Consider the following 17268-nt stretch of genomic DNA (forward strand, 5'->3'; position numbering starts at 1 on the left):
CGTCTCAGGCCCTCTCGGCCGACTCCGCCTGACAGAGACCTGGGCCGGATTCGACACCGGCTGCGAGGGAGCCGGCTCCATCCAGCAAGGTCAGCGTGCCGATCGCGGTAAGTAGACGGTCGTTGGAGTAGTTGAGACTGGCCGACCGCAAGTCACGGAAATGACGCTCCAGCGGCACGGGTGCGTCGCGCTGATAGCCGGTCATCGCGCCGCCGAGCTGGACCAGGCGGTCCACTGCCGAGAACGTCAGCTCCGAAGAGGCCACTTTGAGCGTGTCGAGTTTGATCTGAAAGGCATACTCATCCATCCCTTGCTCGGCGCGCCTTCGATGCATCACCTCGTTCCGAATGTGCAGTAGATAGGCACCGCACAGCTCGAGATCGACGCGAGTGCGGGCGAGTCGGTGCCGGACGAGATCGTTGTCGATGTCGATGCTCGCCGGACGGTCCGAGGATCTGATGAGCGAAGCCATGGAGTTCAGGGCTGCCCGAGCCGCCCCCAGCCAGCACGCCGACCAGGCGAGATGGCCGGCCGGGATCATGCTGTCCACAGCCACCGCTCGGAACCCGCCCGCGGCCCCGATCAACTGGTCGGCGGAGGCGGTGCCAGAGAGCACCATTGCGACGCTACGCGTGCCGCGCATGCCCATCGCGTTCCAGTCACGCACCGTTCGAGCCTCGACCTGGCTGCGGTCCAGATACACGAGACTGACCCGGTTGGGTGGTTCGTGGGCGCTCGCGCGCATGGTGACCAAGAAGCCGTCGGCGAACTCACCACCGGTCACCACGGGCGCGTCGCGCCGCACCAACAGCTGCTGGTCCTCGCTGACAATTGCGGAACTCGCGGTCAACAGGTGTGCGCCCTTGCCGGGTTCGGTGGTCACCGAGGCGAGGTAGTACCCGTCCACGGCGATGCGGCGAAGGAGAACCGCCCGCAGCGCACCACCTGCGTGGCGGACAACGGTGTCGACCTGCTGGCAGTGCATCGCCCAGATCATGGCGGTGGACAGACAACCGCCCGCCAGCAGGGCCGCCGCCTCGACCATGTCTCCGAGGTCACCACCCATTCCGCCGTACTCGGTCGGGACCAGCAGTCCGAAAAGGCCCGCCTCGCGGAGCGCCTCGACACTGTCGCGGGGGAATTCGGCGTCGGCGTCAGCCTTCGCAGCGTGCTGGGCCAGCACCGGAGCCAGCTCGGCGGCGAGCGCAGCGGCTTTCGTCACGACGCCTCCTCTACCGGTTCCGCAACGGGAAAGCTTTCATAAGTCAGGCGCATCCGCCTCACTTCCACCACCTTGTCGTGCGCCAGGACGATCTCTGTGGGTGCCGGCCGCCCCAGGAACGCCACGAGGCTCGCACTCAACCCGTAGGCACCCACATTGGGCACGACCAGCAGATCGCCCGGAGCTACGGCGGGTACTTCGACATCGCGACCGAGTACATCGGCGGGGGTGCAGAGCGGCCCGACCAGTGTCACTGTCGCGGTCTCACCACCGGCATGGTCCGGGGTGGCCGACGGCCGAGCCAGCCTCCCCAACCCGGTCATCCCGCCGAGATGGTTGATCCCGGAGTCCAGCACCACGAATGTGCTGTTTCCGCTCGTTTTGATCTCCTGGACGGTGGTGACCAAACGACCGCTGTCGCCGACCAGGTACCGGCCGGATTCGAAGGCTATCTCGACTTCGTGATGGCGCCACCCAGGCAAACCTTCGTCCAGCGCGGCATCCAAGGCTTTGCGCAGACCGGGATACCCTGGCCGACGCCCCGGCCGCGCGTACGGCGTAGCGAATCCGCCACCGAGGTCGACGACGAGCAGCGGCAGTCCGGCCCGGTCGCGCAACCGTGCGGCGAGGGCGATGTTCTCCCGGAAGGCTGCGATCAGGCTGCTCTCGTCACGCGCGTTGCTGAGAGGGAACAGATGCAATCCCACCAGGCGAGCTCCTTGCACATTCATGAAACGTCCGGGATCTGCGATCACCTGCTTCTCATCCACCCCGAACTGGGACTCGGTCCCGGTCATCCGAAGCCCACTCGCTCCGACAGAGGTTCCGTTGACACGCAACAAGACTGTTGCTTCGGTGTGGTGCGCCAGCGCCGCCCGACCGATGCGGTCGAGTTCGCCGGCAGATTCGACGGAGAAGCGTCGCACCCCTTCGGCGATCGCGTTATCTATCTCGGAGTCGGTCTTGCCCGGGCCGGTGTAGAGACAGTCCTCGCCGCGGAAGCCGGCATTCCGGGCAGCCGCCAGCTCACCCGGCGAACTGATCTCCGCTCGGCAGCCGGACCTCCGCAATTCCCGGGCCACCGCTACGTGCGGATTGGCTTTGAGCGAGTAGTAGACGACCGATTGCGTTGGCAGGGCGGCCCGCAAATCCGCGAGAGCCCGTGCTACCGCGTCGAGTTGGTAAACATAGAGCGGGCTCCCATACTGCCTGGCCAGGCTGGCGATATCAGGCATGAGCGGCTTGCGCTTTCTCACCATCTACCAAAGCGGCCAACGCGGTTCGGTCGATTTTGCCTCTCGGCCCGAGCGGCAGCCGCGACAATGTCTGGCACCGCGTCGGCACCTTGAGCGGGTCCAGCCGGTCGCGCAGTCGACGCAGGACTTCAGAAGGCTCCAGAACAGTGACCGCGAACAGGACCGCTTCGTCATCACCGCGCGGTGGCACCACAGCGGCTTCATCGACCTCCGGCACCGCGGATGCCGCCGCCTCGATCTCAGCAACACTCGTGCGTACGCCATGGTGTTTGAACAAATCATCGCGGCGACCGTGGAAGAACAGGTTGCCACCCTCATCCATGTGCCCGTAGTCACCGGTGTGGAGCACCCGTTCGCCGGTGACGGCGTCCTCCTGGTAGATCCGTGCGGTCAGCTCCTCGTCCCGCCAATAGCCGTTCATCAAATGTGGTCCGGCAACCGTGATCTGGCCCTCCACTCCCGGTGGTACCGGACGCGCATCGTTGTCGACGATCCGCACACTGGTGCCGGGTAGCGGCGATCCCACCGAGCCGGGCAGGGCCAGGTCTTCGTTGGGTTGCCCGATGGTGATCCGTTTGCACTCGGTGGTGCCGTACATCAGTTGAACGGCTGCGGACGGAAACGTCCGGCGCAACGCAGCGATTTGTGGCGGCGTCAGTTCCTGGCCCGTATTGGTGAACAGGCGAATGCTGGGCACCGTGCCCCGTACCGCGAGCCGCGCAAGCATCGTCGCGAGGGATGGCACCAGTGGAGCAACAGTCACGCCATGGCGGCGCATGATCCCCAGTAGACCAGCGTCGTCGCCGGGTCCGGACAGTACCAGCGTCGCGCCGCAGAGGGCTGTCAGAAAGGTCTGATAGAGGCCGTAGTCGAACGAGAGCGGGAGCCTGCACAGCACCACATCGTCCGACCGATAATTCAGCCGGGAGGCGATCGCAGACGTCGCGAATAGTATCGAGCGGTGCGCGCACACCACAGCCTTCGGCGCGGCAGTGCTGCCGGAGGTATACAGGAGGAGCGCAACCGCGTCGGAATCGAAGTTTTCCGGCGACGCAGGTTTCCATGCCGTCGCCAGGCCTGCCGTCGGCAAGGGATCACTCATCACGAGTGCCGGCTCCGCGTCCCGATTGATCTGCTCCCATTGCGTCGGTCGCAGATCGGGATTGAGCGGCACGGCCATCGCGCCGATGCGGGAGCAGGCATAGATCGCCGCGATCACCCAGCGCTCGGCCATGGCGCGGATCAGAACCCGGTCACCGGCACGCACGCCCGCCGCAGCGATGTGTGTCGCGTATTCCACAGTGTGGCTGTGCAACTCCGCATACGTCCATGAACCGTTCCGATCCGCGACCGCGACTTTATCCGGATTCTGTGCGGCAGCGTTGGCAGCGAGTTCGTGAAGAAAAAGTGGCGCCGATTGGCGGAACATATACTATCAGCCTCCCCAGTGCTACCAGAAAAGTACATAGCAGCGTGCTCGATGTCAACGAAGTAAGAATTGAATCGTTGTCGGCGAGAAGCAATCGGTTTGCCTTGCATCCGCCGCACTCTCACCCCGTATCACAAAATTTCGGCATCGGCGATCTCGGCGACGACTAACCTGTCACATCCGGTTGAGCCGGCGGATCAGTAGTCAGGTAGCCGAAGACACGAGATCTATGAATATTGCCTGGGCCAGACCGATCTCGAAGCCGGTCTGCCCTCGTCGCCTGCATCGCACAGTTGTTGAACCCAAGTGGTGGCCGCGACATGGACGGTTGGCTGATGCCCGACCCCGACAGCTACGTCAGCTGTTCAACTGCTGACCACCAGCGGTTGAACAGCCGACATGGGTGGACGGCAGGTTCCGACAACTGGACAGCACTGAGACTCGTCCTCGCGGCCAAGCCTTACGCGCCACCCGACAACTGCCGCGAAAGGGCTGACCGCAACTACGTTGACTGTCGGACTGTGGATTTGGTCTGATTGGGACGAGGATGGGGTCATCCCGCTCACCCAGGGGGTCTTCTGCGATGCACGCTGCCGATTCGCCCGGCGAGTGATTCTCTTCTGCGAGGTGAATCGGAGCGTTCCCGCATTGCCGAACACGTTCCGGTTATCACGCATTTCGTCGGCCCCCGCAGCGGCGTCGCTGTAAGACCCACCGCCGGGAACCAACGGGATGGCGATGTGGGGAGGCGGTGATCAACATCGACGGGTTGACATTCGCCGTGTAGTAGCTGGCACGCGCCTGACGGCGGGGATTGTGTGAGACGAGGACGGAATGCGTTTCGGGATCGATATTGCCCAGAAGAACATGCCGTGGAGCGAAGTAGTGTCGCGGGTGAGGTTTGCCGAGGAGCTCGGATTCGACTGTGCCTGGGGATTCGATCACCTCGCCTCGAATCCGGAGGAACACGTAGACGCGACCTTCGAGGGAATGACGACATTGGCCGCGTTGTCCGGCCTGACTGATCGAATCAGACTCGGACTGCTCGTGACCGCCGTCACCTATCGCCAACCCGCACTGCTCGCCGCACAGGCGATGACGGTGGACCATGCGTCGGGCGGTCGCCTGAACTTGGCGCTGGGCGCCGCATGGAACGCCGATGAGCACAAGTCGTTGGGTATACCCTTCCCTTGCGTCGCTGAAAGATTCGAGTTACTCGCGGATACCATCGAGGTTCTCAATCGGCTGTTCTCCGGCGCGCGGGTATCGTACGACGGTGTCGGCGCGTCGCTCAGCGAAGCCCGCCTGCTTCCTGAACCTGTACAGGTGCCACGGCCACCGCTTTGGATCGGCGGCACCGGGCCACGGCGCACACTCCCCATGACGGCCTGGCACGCCGACGGATGGCACGCCTACGGAACGCCCACCTCGTTGAAGCCGTATATGCGTCGCCTCGACGAGCTCGCCACGGCCGCAGGCAGGAGTCCGTCGGAAATCCTTCGGGCCTCCACTCTGTCTGTTACCGAACCCATGGACGACGTCCGTCGCAGCGTGGCGGCTTGGCAGGAGGCCGGGTGGGACTACCTGGTGTGCTCATGGCCAGACGGAGGTCGTCGCGTGCTCGAGTCGTTGGCCGCGACGGTGATGATCGAGGCCGGGTGCTGATGCAGATCGTCGATCGGCGGTTGCCGGCGGGGTCGCACAAGCGGCCGGTCGTCAGTGCCAGAACCAGTCTGCACGAGATGGGACCGCAGCGATGGTGAACCTCGACGCGTTCGATCTCGACCCGCTGGATAGCGCACTCGCTGTCTTGCTGTCCACCGAGCGTGGACGCCAGGACCCGTACCCGTCGTATGCTGAGCTCTTGGCCAAGCCTGGCCTGCACCGCAGTGCGATGGGATCGCTTGTCGCGACACGCTTCCTCGACTGTGAGGTCATCCTCAAGAATCGGCGGTTCGGACATGCGCCCGCCACGACCCCCGCTGATTTCACGACCGCGGAACAGTACGAGGCTTTCAGACAGCGATATCCGCGAGTCGCGCAGCGCGCTCCTGTCATGTTGGAGCTGAATCCGCCGGAGCACTCCCGCTTGCGCGGGCTTGTCTCGAACGTATTCACACGCAGGGTCGTCGAGAATCTCAGGCCACGAATAACAGCCATCGTGGACGAGCTGTTACGAGGCATCACCGGCAAGTTCGACGTGGTATCCGATTTGGCTATACCGCTTCCGGCGCTCGTCATCAGCGAGTTGTTGGGGATTCCACGCGATGGTCATTACTACGTGATTCCGCATATTCGCAGGATCATCCAGGCGTTCGATACCCCGCTACCGCGTTCACAAAATCTGGACGAGATCTACCGGGCGACCGAATTGGTCGAGGAGTACTTCACCTCCCTCATCCGCAGCAAGCGGGCGAAGCCGGAGGAGGACCTGATCAGCGACCTGGTCGGAGTGCAGGATTCGGGCGGGAAGCTCTCCGAGGCAGAACTGATCTCGATGCTTCTGCTCTTGTTCGTTGCGGGCTATGAATCCAGCACGAACCTGATAGCCAATGGCTTCCACGCACTGCTGACCCACCCGAGCTCGGTAGAACTGCTTCACCGGGACCCCGGTAGCATCCCGCTCGCCGTCGAGGAGATGCTCCGCTGGGACGCACCGGTCCAGTTGGTCGGCCGCTCAGCGCTCGAGGACGCGGAAGTATCCGGACAGGTCGTTCGTAAGGGGGAGCAGGTTCTGCTGTTTCTAGGTGCTGCGAACAGGGACCCAACCCACTTCAGTGATCCGGACCGCTTCTCGATCACGCGAGACGAGGGTGCCCCCCTCAGCTTCTCCACCGGAATCCACTACTGCCTCGGTGCGCCACTTGCTCGGCTGGAGGCCCAGATCCTCTTCGCGGAATTGCTTCCGCTCTGGTCCCGGCTAGAGCCCGTGAGCGCCGCTCCTGTCCGGTTCCGCACCAACCTCGTGCTCCGCGGCGTCGCATCGCTGGAGATGCACCTGCGCACCGGAGGTCGATGAATGAGACAGCGAAGTTTTGTGGGCAAGCCCATCGTGGGGTGGGTTGCCGACAACTCGTTGCCACGATTCGGGCGGCTTCTCGAAGAACCGCATTCCCGCCGTGTTTTCGCCATAGATGTCACCCGGCAGTGGATCACACCTTTGGCGTCCGGACCAGGCCTGCAGGTCGAGGGCCCCTCTGGGAGCTACATCTTCGATGTGACGTGGCACCCGGATTACGGCCGGTTCTTCGCGTTCGGTCGAACCCACAACCGCGGCTCATGGGCATTGCTTCACGTTTGTGAGGACGGTTCTACTCGAGACGTAGGAGCACCAGCCGACATCGCCGTCATGTCCCTGTGCTATTCAGATGATGGGGATCTGATCCTCGGCGTTGCCTCGGTAGAAAGCGCCGACGGCCGGCAGATAGGTGGCGGAATCGCTTCGTTCTCCCCGTGGAGCGGGTCCTTCCATTGGCTATATCGGCCGCCTGAGGGAGAGCACTTCGTCCCGTCCGGTATCTGTTGTGATTCCGGTGCCGTCCTGTTCGTGCACACGAGCAGACATGCGCTCATGCGGCTGGTCCCGGATGGCCGGCTCGAGTGCGTGACCGGACATTTCGGGCGACCGGCTTCAGACTTGCGCGGATTGAACACCCCTACCGGGTTGACCGCTTCGGATGGCCGTTACTTGGTAACGGACAGTGGAAACCACCGTGTCCTGCGGTTGGACCGAGATGGAAGCGTGCTGGGCAGTTTCGGCGGCACGGAGCAGGGTGCGCATCTCATCGATCCCCGGCACGCCCTCGGCGCCGAAGACAAGGTCTATGTCGCGGATCTGGGAGCACGCTCTGTGCTGGTACTAGGTACTGATCTGCGGAGCATGCGAGCGCGGTGGGGCGGGCCCGCTGCCACCGGGCTGGTGCTTTCCAGGCCCCGCTCGATTGATCGGGCAGCGACCGGTGAACTGGTCATCGCGGACACGAACAACAACCGAGTCATCGGCGTGGACGACGACGGTGGCCTGCGCTGGCAGCTTCGCGAGCTGAAACGTGCCGACGGGCGAACCGAGGCGCTGAGATGGCCGCGGAGCGCTCGCATTTCGGATGGTGGTCTCCTCGTTGTCTCGGATAGCTTGAATTCGCGGTTCATTGTTGTTGGTCGAGACGGCTCGATCGAAAATGAGTTCGGCGTCGTACGCCTGGGCAATGACTCGTTTGTCGTCTCGGACCCTCATGATGGCCGATGGCTGGGCGAGGATGAGTTGCTCGTTGTCGACAGCGCTTCCGGGTGGGTAGCCAGGGTCGGCTGCGACGGCATTGCCTTGTGGGTCGTCTCAGGTCTGAACGATCCGCATCAAGCAGCTGTATTCGACGATCGGGTAGTCATCGTGGATCCGGAGATGGACACCGTGCTACTTGTGGATGCTGCGACCGGCACCGTGCTGTGGCGGAGGAACGAGTTCTTCGACTCGGCCGGGAACCGCTACCGCCTGTTCAAGCCTCGTGTTGTCCACACAGCATTCGACTATGTCTTGATCGTCGACGCAGACAGCCAAGTAGTCGCCCTGGGGGAGGACTGGCTGGTGCGGTGGACCTGGAGCGGCAGCCTCGCTCCCGCCTGTGGGCGTGACGGGGATTTCGAAGTGCCCGATGCTCCGCGCGACTTACTCATGGACCACCGGAACAAGATGTTGCTCACCGACTATCGCCGCAACTGCGTACTCGAGTTGCAGGCTGACCAGTAGGTTGTCTGTGCGCCGCCCGCTACGCCACGGTTCCCGCATCGGCGCCGCCTACGTGACAGGCGCGTCGAAGCTGGTCTCACCGTGCCGATCATCCGATGAGCCGAGCGCCGGCCCACTCAGCACAGCTGCGCCCTCTTGATGACCCACTCATACCGGCACGCCCAAGCCGCCAGGTACGCGGCATGCCGCTCCCGGGGCCTTCGCCACTCCGTCAACGATTGCCTTACGCCGGCGATCTCGATGACCGCGCTGGCGAGCGTTCTGACAGCCAAGTCGGACTCACTGATTCCCATCTCGACCCATGCCGGCGCGAGCTCGAGGAGGTCCTTGTAATCGAGGCCACCGATGCCGTTGTCCATCGCTTCACGAACAAGGATTTGCAATCCCATACCGGGAAGCCCCCAGTAGCCTTCGTCCCAATCGAAGATAACTGCCTGCTTCGTGGAGGTGCGCAAATAGTTTCCTACATACAGATCAGCATGCACCGGGGCGCATATTCCCTCGGGTGAGAGCGCAGTCAGCAGACTCGCCACAGATCGGAGCGCCGGAAGGCCGATTTCGGTCATGGCCCGAGCGTCGACCCCAGCCCAGTGCAGAATTTTGGGATCGGTCCAGTGGACTGGATCCCATGATTGTAGAAGTTCTTCGCTCCAGGTGGAAACTTCGTTGTGGCAGGCATCGATCAATACCCTCGTCGATTCGGTGCCGTACCGCGCAGCTGATTCCTGCAATGCCGCATAGATATTGAGACAATCCTTGGTGTCGCGCGCGGTTCCGCCTTCACCGTGGACATACTCGAAGTATGCGATACTGACCTCATCGTCGATGCAGTCGATCGCTAGGAGCGTCGGCACAAATCCGGCCGGCAGCGCAGCGCGCTGCAACAGGGGGTAGAAGTTTTCCAAACGGTGCGCCGAGTCGGGAGTCATCGACTTACAGAAGGTATCCGGACCGCGCCCCATTACATGCTTTCGACTATTCTCGCCGATGATGGTGAACCCATTCTGTATCAGGTAATACTTTGCGCGCGCACTGGCTTCTGGGGATATGCTTCGCGTGACTTTTTCGAGCCGCGAGCTCGCGATTCCCGACGAAAGTATGAATGGGTAGCCGATGGTTGACAATTAAAGATCCCCCCGAAAAATGGACGCGGTTTACTCGCTTCCGCGGACCATCCGTTGCTCGGCGGTGGGCACAATTCGGTCGAGTTGATGCCGTACCGGAATGTGCGCCCCCGCCTGTAATCAGTATCGTTCAGTTCACAAGGACCGCCTGACCGTCGTGAACTAGATCATTCCGCCGTATGTCGACGCCCACCCCGAGTAAGCCTACGAACGCTGGGAGCATTCCTTTTCGATCCAGTCGCACACTAGATCGGCTACCTCAGCGGATGTCATCCGAGTCGTATCCACGATCAGATCGGGCCGAGCGGCTTGCTTAGGAAGAGTGTTGTGATGAAGGGATAGCCCAACGGGATGTGCATGACGTCGCTGCCGGTCCGCCAACTGGTCGTCGGCCGCGCCGATTTCGATGATCGCGACCCGCGCTTCTCCCTTGGCCTCCAGCTCACGGAGGCGATCCTCCAGATCCTGGTTGACGCTGGGTTCGAAGGCTTGACCATCCACGATCACGCCTACGCCGGCGCTGAGCATTCCCACGACAGCCGAATTCATCGCGTAAAGCATGGATATGGCATCGACGCCGTTATGGATTCGACGCACCCCTGGAGCGTCGGGTACATCCTGGTAGGTGAAACCTCTGTCGGCGTAACGTGCGTTGGCTACACCACCAGCCCACTGACCTGGAACCATACGATAGAGTTCGTCCACTCCGAACCGCAGCAACGGTTCCTCGATACGATCCTGAATGGCTGCTGTGAGCGTCGATTTTCCGGCGGCAGATGGCCCATTTATGACGATACACAGTGGCGCCTTGTCAGACATCAGTTCCCTCTGTTTCCGCAGTCAGTAATTGCGTCAAGAACTTACACGAGCGACCCGCCTGGACGGGCACCGTCCCGTGAACGACTTGAGAACCCCAGATCAGCATGTCACCTGGCTCATGCTGGGCCGTCCAGCGAACGCGGCGCTGATCACGGAAGGATGGAGTGCTCCAGTCCAACCCGCGCCGCGCGCGGTGCGGCTCTTCCCACACAGAACTATCGCCACTCGACTCGACAAAGAACTGCCCGCCTACGTCGGCATTGTGAATCGATAAAGAGACAGTCGCCAGGACACCTGGCCAGGGGTCTCCTATCCGTCCATGATAGTCGACGTGAGGATTGACGAACTGACCGACGCCATATTCGACATAGAACCACCCATTGTTACGCACGGCATCGGGGTAGACGTACTGAATAGACGAAAGGTTTCTGCCGAAGATGTCATCGAGGATCTCTTCCACCGCCGGAGGAATCTCCGCGCACTCGATACGCCCCCTCGGCTCATAAATCGCCGCTGCTTCCCTGCCGGTATGACCCGGAATTTCGTGCACCGAAACGACTCTGCGGCCGCCGGTCACATATGCTCCGTCTGAGGCTCCGATAAAGTCCTCCATGAGATGCAACAGCTCGGCCGCCTCCGGCGGTCTGCACGCTTGCTCGACACTGTGTATCTCTTGCCCCGAACTCGGCACCTGTCCTCCCCCTCCTCGGGTTCGACCCAATTGGATATATCGACCTGCTATCAGGCCTCGGTCGGCTACTCGAACCGGACGCACATCGACGCGCGCCCGATCTGGCCGCCCGAAATGTCAAGCTGGACATCAGTAACCCAGAAGCTGCGCGGTCATCGAGCACTCGATTATCAATGTCACTTCCGAGACGGCTTGGGAGGCCTTTCTCATCGCGTCCGCCTCAGTCGGGCCGGACGCTCGTGCGGCTACCACCCGCGAGGAACGAGTCATATCCGCGGTCACCAGATCACCGCTATTGACCAGCACCTCGACCTGGGCCTCGGACTGCGCCGCACTCCGGACAGAGCGGACACGCCCCCGAACAGGCGAATACCCGAACCACACCGCCCGGCTGGATCCAGCGCGGGGCAGGACCTCGGGTACGCGCTCAATCACCGAGGCGCCCGCCGCCTGAGCGAATGTGAGGTCATACATGTCGATACCGATTGCATCCGCTACAAGATCAGGGATTCCGTGACCACCGAGGCGAGTGTGCGTCTCGATGAGATCGACTCGGCCGGCTTTCCCGAGAACAAGCTCGGTGTGGGTCGGGCCGTACCGCACTCCTAGCGCGCGGAGGGCGGCGACTGTGCCCGTCACGACCGCATCGGCCTCCGCAGTCGACAGGTCAGCCGGAACGCAGTGCCCTACCTCGGCGAACGTCCGCTCATCAGTGTATTTCTGCGTGATTGCCACTGGGCGATGCTCGCCTGCCTCGGAGATACACTCCACACTCAACTGACGCCCCGGCTTGAACTGCTCGACCATTACGCGCTGCGTGCCGGCGACGGGGTGGGCCACGTCATGTGCCCGATTGAAGGCTTCCGCACACTGGCGTAGGTCTACGAGTTCCGAAACCCCGCGACTGCCAGTCCCCATAGCCGGTTTGACGAGGCAGCGATTCTGCGATTGCCCGTGAGCGAACCGTTCAATCGCTCGATGATCCGCGGCCTCCGCGAAATCCACGGTGCCCAGCCCGGTGGCTGAAAGCCTCTTGCGCATCTCGATCTTATCGGCGACTACCCTTGCGACATCTACGCTGTGGTGGCCGTCCAGCTCCAGATCCGCGGCGATAATGGCAGCTATTATCTGCTCGTTCTCGCCGAAAACGACCACGCGGTCGACAGGACATGCCTTATCGACCTCTCTCGCGCTGTCGAGCCACGTCGTCGGTGCACTATTACGCTCAACATAAATTTCGCGGAGGAAAATGCATGGCGACGTTGGCTCGGCAGGCTTGTGACAGAGAACCGATGTGTGCACCTCTGGATGCGCCCTCGCGAAATCGGCGGCAAGGGCGGCACCCACGACGAGCACGTGGATACGAGCCATGGCTATGTCATCCTCTGGTCCAGGGGTAAGTCCCATCCGGCACGATGCACCCCGAAAGCCAGGTCGCCGAAGCCGAGAATCACATCGAGCTCCAGGCGGCCGGCGGTGACTTCATCCCAGGCTTTCTTTACCCCCGCCATCTCGGCCCAGGCGTGCGGATTCTTGGCCAAGTCCGCATAGTCGTCCATGATCACTGTGGCGCCGGGTACCAGCCGTGGAAGCACCGCTCTCAACGCACACGCCATAGACTCGTAGAAATCTGCATCAATATAAGCAAAAGCTATCTGGTCCGGCAATTCTACGAGCGTGTCCTCGAACCAGCCGGGGTGAACGATCGGGGGTCTCATCTGCAACCGATCGTGCAGCTCCAGCACATCTTCTGGAGACGCCCGTACATCGCCTTCCTTCAGATGGTCACCATCGATCTCCGATGGTCGTGGCAGGCCTTCGAAAGAGTCGAATACATGAATCTCGCGCGTCGAACGACAAAAGTCCAGAAGTGCCCGCATCCACGCGGACATCGCGCCTTTGTAGCACCCCAGCTCGACGACAGCGCCGTGCTCGGTCCGCGAAAGACTGGCCATCAGCTCCCCGTACACCGACAACAATCGATCGCGATCAATCGTGTTGTAATGCTCGCGGAGCAGACCGGCTCCCAGCTCACGCAGGGCAGCCGGAAGGGGCTCCCTCTCCAATGACATAATCGAATCTGCGGAGACCTGAACTTCCGCCACGCCCATCCACTTCCGTTCCACTGAATTGAATTGCTGCCGAGCCGACGGCTCGCTTGCCATCAAGGGGACACCCGATCGAGCGGTATTCCCCTCGCGTGGTTTATAGACAGATAGATCGTGTCGCCTCGTTCGACGATCTCCAGGTGGCCATCGGAAAATGAGCCGGGGGTCTCGCGCTCGAGTCTGCCGAGCACTCGGTCGCCCGCGCTCACGACGAGTGCGCCGTCAGGCGCTCCCGCGAGGGACAGCTGAACACCGAGGGAAGCAGCGGCGAACGTTCCCTCGAATGCAAGCAGACCGCCGGCCACGTGCTCACGCTCGCGGCTCATCGTCTCTGTTCCTCCGACCCGGAGGCCCGTGTGCGTGGCCATGATATTCAGCGGAGTCAGCGCGGGGTTGTTCGTGAGCGCAACGTGGCAGCGCGTGTTATTCGCGTCTATGACGGCCGCAGCCTGGAATCCACCGTCCTGGCCGGCGGCATAGAACATACCGCTGCTCAGCGCCAGGCCTCCATAAACCGGCCGGGTCTTGAAGCCATTCGTTATGCGCTCGATGAGCGTGGCCAACTCTTGGGCGTTGGCCCAGAAGTTGGTCGAACCCCTCCCGTCAACGAACGAGCCGAATTCGAGTACATCATCGTTCGCGCCGACTTCATAACCTCGAGCCCGCGCAGGCACAACTGCACGTGGATTGGTAACAAAGTTGCCGACGTCCGCGCCCAGCCAATCCCCCACGAGATCTTGGAGCGGGGCGCCGGTCACCCGTTCGATTGCCACCCCGAGCAAGAGATAGTTGGTGTTGCTGTATTGCCGCTCGAAGCCCGGCACCAGTTGCGTCTGCTTGATCGCGAGTTCGAATGCATCCGACACTCCGTATGCGAAGGTCGATCTCTCGCCGAACAGTGGTATCAGCGACCGAAAGTCCCACAGTCCTGATGTATGCGTCAAGCAACTCTCGACAGTGACGTCGCGCAACGGGCCCGGAAGTCCGGGAAGCAGAGTACCGATGCGGAGTTGCTCACGATCATCTCGACTGCTCCAGAGCCGCGTCACGAAGTGTGCGGTCACCAGCTTCGCGATGGATCCACAGTTCACTCTGGTCTGGAGAGTGAACCTTTCACCGCCCGCCAGACTGGCCAAGCCATCCGCGCCGGCACGCTCGGCGCCGTCCGGGCCATACTCGGCGCACGCGTAGCCGTACTCCGGCTTGAACTCGCCCCACGGGGAAACCACGACGGACATGCTCTATTCCACCGCCAGCGCATAGACGGCCGCGACGCGCTTGCCGAGGTCGTCGGGCAGCATCGACACAGCGGATGCCACGGACTCCTCACAACTGCGCAGCCGATCCCTCTCCGCACCGTGGAACGGGCGCAGCCAGGACCAGTCCGAGCTATCGTCGGACATCACGCTCGCCAGGAATGCGGTCACGATCGAGAAGGCCATGATCGAGTGAACAAACCCGAACAGTGGCCGCTTCGTGTCCTTCCACGGCGACCAGAAGGCGGGCGTGTATGGGTCGAGACGCAGCCCCCTCGAGGCCAGCCAGTCGTTCAAGTAGGCATGTGTCGCCTCGTGAATCAAGTCGCGAGCGACAAGCTCGGCTCGTGGCATGAGGTGCAGGTGCACGACATACGGAAGCCCTCCCGTAGCCCAGGTAGCCGTTGGCGCTCCCGGGGTCGCGATGCCGAGAACCGCTACGACGCCGACTGTGTCGCTGAAGCACTGCAGGTTTCCGGTTCGCTCGAGCACCCGCACGGCGTTCTCCAACAGTTCTCGTTCCTGCGCGGAAGGACTCGCGATGGCAATTCCTCGGGAGAACATGCACTGATCCTCGTCGAGCCCTGTGCACTGCAATGCCTTGACCGAATCCACCGAGACCAAGGCCCTAGCTCCGTGGTCCAATAGCTCATGGGCGGATGCGCGCAACTCGGTTTCGCTATGCTGGGAGTTCTCGATGGATTCCCTGAGGTGGAAGGCAACTTCGTTTGCGATCGCGTAGTCGGCGAGTTCGTCCCCACGAATTACGGGGTGGTCGAGTCCGAGACTTTCGAGCCCGTTCCGGACGAATCGGGCCCGCCGCGTACGAAATTGTCGAATCTCGTCGTCCACCGTAAGAAAGCGGCTGATCTCACTCATTCTTCGCTCCTCTGAAGCAACCGGTCCACACTGCCCACGATTTTTCGGCGAGCATCACAGAATTCCTCTGAAAGACCTGCATCACGCATGACTTTGCGCATGAACAGTTCACTGCCGCGGCAGCCGGCCCAGGCAGAACAGGCCTTGCATTCTTCGAGGAATGGCGCCCACTCGGCACCGGCCTGATCCAACTGCGTCTCGAGGAACTCATCGATCTGGTCGGTCGTGGTCTCATTGAGGGCGAACTCGTGTCCGCGGTCGTGCCCCGCGACCCTGCCACCGGGGTAGAGCGTCAGGAGCTGTCCGTCCTTCGTCAACGAGTAGTCGGTGTACGTACCTTCCAGGCCCGACAGGTTGTTGGCTATCGACACCGTGGGCTCCAACGAGAACGACCGCCATGCACCTGAGGAGATCCATGCGTCTTGGGCATCCTCGACGAACTGCGCGTAGTCGGCGGGGCCGATGGTCCAGCCGGGCCGGCCGCCGCTACCGCCCCCCTCGCTCGCGTACAGCTCCATGAGCTTTCCACTGACGGTGGCACGTGGGCGCACAGCCACGTCCTGGTCATAGCAGGGCAGTAGCTTGACCGATGCGAGGCCTTCGAAGTCCTTCACCGACTCGACGAACTCGCGCCCGCCACCGATATGAGCCGCAGTGACAACACAGATCAGACCGAAGGAATGGCCTGTATCGCCGAGCAGCCTGATGCCGGCCAGCGTGGCCGCATCGGTCGATCTTCCCTTGTAGTCGATGCGGTACTTCGACTGCGGCCCCAAGCCGTCGAAGCTCACTCCCCAGGTCAAGTCGGGGCAGTACTCGTCGAAGAGTTGGAGCCAGGAGGCGTCGAGTTTGACGGCATTGGTCTGGATCGTCACCGACTCCACGGTCGGGCAATCCCGCAATACTTCCAGAATCGGTGTCATTCTTCGCTTCCCGAGCAGGAGCGGTTCTCCACCGTGCAGGATGCAGTGCACACTCCTGGAGCCCAGCCGATCGAGAAAGTGCTGAACCTGTTCGGGATTCAAGGCACCTGCCTGGTCGGGCTTTCGCCGCTCGTAGCAATACGAACAGTCGATATTGCAGGCCTGACCTACCAGCTTGAGAATCGCGATCACAGAATTGTCGTCGTGGCGTATTTCCACAGGCACAGGCTTCACTGTGAACGACTGCATCTCTTACTCGCTCTCGCTCTGCTGGAATTCGATGTTTCCCGGCGCCCGGGAAGAGGGTCCGATAGCTGGCACGGGGATGGCTGACGCACCCCCGTGCCAACTCGCGCGTCAATCCTGAGCACGCATCTCGTCGGTCAGCAACGCCCAGTCCCGCGTCGAAACGCTAGACGTGAAGGCTGTAACCACTCGGTCCTGCCAGACCGGATCGGACTCGCGCATCGCTTCCATGAATTTGGCGAAGCCGGCACGTTCCTGAGTGGCCTGCAGATCGTTCTTGTTCTGGCTCATATTAACACCCCCTTAAATTCTCGAGAAATAGGCGTTCTGTACTGTTTCAATACAGCACAGGATATTTACGATCACATGGCCCATTGCCTCTGTCAAGATTCCAACTTTACGTACTCAACAGTCATGGGAATGGACCGGAGATTTCTACAGGTAAGGACGATTCGGCATGGTGAATCCCAAGAGCTACACCGCCCGGTGGCAGCGCGACGTGCCGTCCGTCGATCCCGACATCGGGAGCGTGCTACCGCTCGGAATTCGAACTGAATCGCAAATACAGACC

Annotated in this window: 15 protein-coding genes and 1 pseudogene; 4 read left to right on the top strand and 12 right to left on the bottom strand. The window is 62.0% G+C overall.

What is annotated here, in order from left to right:
• Positions 1–4: 4 nt before the first annotated feature.
• The 3 genes from ACGF7Y_RS09190 to ACGF7Y_RS09200 are packed head-to-tail and all read right to left on the bottom strand — an operon-like array spanning position 5 to position 3907.
• Positions 5–1222, bottom strand: a complete 1218-nt coding sequence (locus ACGF7Y_RS09190) for an acyl-CoA dehydrogenase family protein (RefSeq protein WP_393231272.1) — start codon at positions 1220–1222, stop codon at positions 5–7.
• Positions 1219–2457: a type III PLP-dependent enzyme gene (locus tag ACGF7Y_RS09195; protein ID WP_393231274.1), complete on the bottom strand. Its 1239-nt coding sequence runs from the start codon at positions 2455–2457 to the stop codon at positions 1219–1221. The genes ACGF7Y_RS09190 and ACGF7Y_RS09195 overlap by 4 nt, the downstream gene beginning before the upstream one ends.
• Positions 2450–3907: a class I adenylate-forming enzyme family protein gene (locus ACGF7Y_RS09200; protein ID WP_393231277.1), complete on the bottom strand. Its 1458-nt coding sequence runs from the start codon at positions 3905–3907 to the stop codon at positions 2450–2452. Before ACGF7Y_RS09200 ends, ACGF7Y_RS09195 begins: the two co-directional genes overlap by 8 nt.
• An 834-nt stretch (positions 3908–4741) precedes the next feature.
• Here ACGF7Y_RS09200 and ACGF7Y_RS09205 point away from each other — a divergent pair.
• From ACGF7Y_RS09205 to ACGF7Y_RS09220, 4 genes and pseudogenes are all read left to right on the top strand, one after another.
• The gene (locus tag ACGF7Y_RS09205; RefSeq protein WP_393231280.1) at positions 4742–5572 is read left to right on the top strand and encodes an LLM class flavin-dependent oxidoreductase; all 831 of its coding nucleotides are present in this window, start codon (positions 4742–4744) and stop codon (positions 5570–5572) included.
• A gap of 91 nt (positions 5573–5663) precedes the next feature.
• Positions 5664–6926 (top strand): cytochrome P450, encoded by a 1263-nt coding sequence (locus tag ACGF7Y_RS09210; protein WP_393231282.1) that lies wholly within the window; start codon positions 5664–5666, stop codon positions 6924–6926.
• 552 nt (positions 6927–7478) lie between these two features.
• Positions 7479–7619 (top strand): annotated as a pseudogene (locus tag ACGF7Y_RS09215) (hypothetical protein); the annotation flags it as partial.
• Positions 7620–7649: 30 nt separating this feature from the next.
• Positions 7650–8651, top strand: coding sequence for a hypothetical protein (locus ACGF7Y_RS09220; protein WP_393233184.1), 1002 nt, complete (start codon positions 7650–7652; stop codon positions 8649–8651).
• A gap of 116 nt (positions 8652–8767) precedes the next feature.
• Here the strand turns inward: ACGF7Y_RS09220 and ACGF7Y_RS09225 are convergent, their stop codons facing one another.
• The 9 genes from ACGF7Y_RS09225 to ACGF7Y_RS09265 form a co-directional block, all read right to left on the bottom strand.
• A complete protein-coding gene (locus ACGF7Y_RS09225; RefSeq protein WP_393231284.1) occupies positions 8768–9775 on the bottom strand; it encodes a hypothetical protein in 1008 nt (335 codons plus the stop codon).
• 204 nt (positions 9776–9979) lie between these two features.
• Complete coding sequence (locus ACGF7Y_RS09230; RefSeq protein WP_393231287.1) at positions 9980–10594, bottom strand: hypothetical protein; 615 nt, start codon at positions 10592–10594, stop codon at positions 9980–9982.
• Positions 10587–11144 carry a hypothetical protein gene (locus ACGF7Y_RS09235; RefSeq protein WP_393231290.1) on the bottom strand — a complete coding sequence of 186 codons (558 nt, stop codon included), beginning with the start codon at positions 11142–11144 and terminating at the stop codon, positions 10587–10589. The genes ACGF7Y_RS09230 and ACGF7Y_RS09235 overlap by 8 nt, the downstream gene beginning before the upstream one ends.
• A gap of 270 nt (positions 11145–11414) precedes the next feature.
• Entirely contained in the window at positions 11415–12656 is a 1242-nt protein-coding gene (locus tag ACGF7Y_RS09240) for an acetyl-CoA carboxylase biotin carboxylase subunit family protein (protein ID WP_393231293.1), read from the bottom strand.
• 2 nt (positions 12657–12658) lie between these two features.
• Positions 12659–13450 carry a TylF/MycF/NovP-related O-methyltransferase gene (locus tag ACGF7Y_RS09245; protein ID WP_393231296.1) on the bottom strand — a complete coding sequence of 264 codons (792 nt, stop codon included), beginning with the start codon at positions 13448–13450 and terminating at the stop codon, positions 12659–12661.
• A complete protein-coding gene (locus ACGF7Y_RS09250; protein ID WP_393231299.1) occupies positions 13450–14631 on the bottom strand; it encodes a serine hydrolase domain-containing protein in 1182 nt (393 codons plus the stop codon). The genes ACGF7Y_RS09245 and ACGF7Y_RS09250 overlap by 1 nt, the downstream gene beginning before the upstream one ends.
• A gap of 3 nt (positions 14632–14634) precedes the next feature.
• A complete protein-coding gene (locus ACGF7Y_RS09255) occupies positions 14635–15528 on the bottom strand; it encodes an aKG-HExxH-type peptide beta-hydroxylase (protein WP_393231302.1) in 894 nt (297 codons plus the stop codon).
• The gene (locus tag ACGF7Y_RS09260; RefSeq protein ID WP_393231304.1) at positions 15525–16700 is read right to left on the bottom strand and encodes a radical SAM protein; all 1176 of its coding nucleotides are present in this window, start codon (positions 16698–16700) and stop codon (positions 15525–15527) included. The genes ACGF7Y_RS09255 and ACGF7Y_RS09260 overlap by 4 nt, the downstream gene beginning before the upstream one ends.
• A gap of 108 nt (positions 16701–16808) precedes the next feature.
• Positions 16809–16988 (bottom strand): hypothetical protein, encoded by a 180-nt coding sequence (locus tag ACGF7Y_RS09265; protein ID WP_393231306.1) that lies wholly within the window; start codon positions 16986–16988, stop codon positions 16809–16811.
• Positions 16989–17268 lie beyond the last annotated feature (280 nt).

The organism is Nocardia sp. NPDC047654 (genome assembly GCF_043205035.1).
In the GTDB taxonomy this organism is placed as follows: Bacteria; Actinomycetota; Actinomycetes; order Mycobacteriales; family Mycobacteriaceae; genus Nocardia.

What these genes read in the sequence shown, in the direction of transcription:
- ACGF7Y_RS09240 (WP_393231293.1), bottom strand. Translation starts at nt 12,656, where the DNA reads ATGGCTCGTATCCACGTGCTCGTCGTGGGTGCCGCCCTTGCCGCCGAT.
- ACGF7Y_RS09255 (WP_393231302.1), bottom strand. Translation starts at nt 15,528, where the DNA reads ATGAGTGAGATCAGCCGCTTTCTTACGGTGGACGACGAGATTCGACAA.
- ACGF7Y_RS09210 (WP_393231282.1), top strand. Translation starts at nt 5,664, where the DNA reads ATGGTGAACCTCGACGCGTTCGATCTCGACCCGCTGGATAGCGCACTC.
- ACGF7Y_RS09260 (WP_393231304.1), bottom strand. Translation starts at nt 16,700, where the DNA reads ATGCAGTCGTTCACAGTGAAGCCTGTGCCTGTGGAAATACGCCACGAC.
- ACGF7Y_RS09195 (WP_393231274.1), bottom strand. Translation starts at nt 2,457, where the DNA reads ATGCCTGATATCGCCAGCCTGGCCAGGCAGTATGGGAGCCCGCTCTAT.
- ACGF7Y_RS09265 (WP_393231306.1), bottom strand. Translation starts at nt 16,988, where the DNA reads ATGAGCCAGAACAAGAACGATCTGCAGGCCACTCAGGAACGTGCCGGC.
- ACGF7Y_RS09200 (WP_393231277.1), bottom strand. Translation starts at nt 3,907, where the DNA reads ATGTTCCGCCAATCGGCGCCACTTTTTCTTCACGAACTCGCTGCCAAC.
- ACGF7Y_RS09230 (WP_393231287.1), bottom strand. Translation starts at nt 10,594, where the DNA reads ATGTCTGACAAGGCGCCACTGTGTATCGTCATAAATGGGCCATCTGCC.
- ACGF7Y_RS09245 (WP_393231296.1), bottom strand. Translation starts at nt 13,450, where the DNA reads ATGGCAAGCGAGCCGTCGGCTCGGCAGCAATTCAATTCAGTGGAACGG.
- ACGF7Y_RS09205 (WP_393231280.1), top strand. Translation starts at nt 4,742, where the DNA reads ATGCGTTTCGGGATCGATATTGCCCAGAAGAACATGCCGTGGAGCGAA.
- ACGF7Y_RS09250 (WP_393231299.1), bottom strand. Translation starts at nt 14,631, where the DNA reads ATGTCCGTCGTGGTTTCCCCGTGGGGCGAGTTCAAGCCGGAGTACGGC.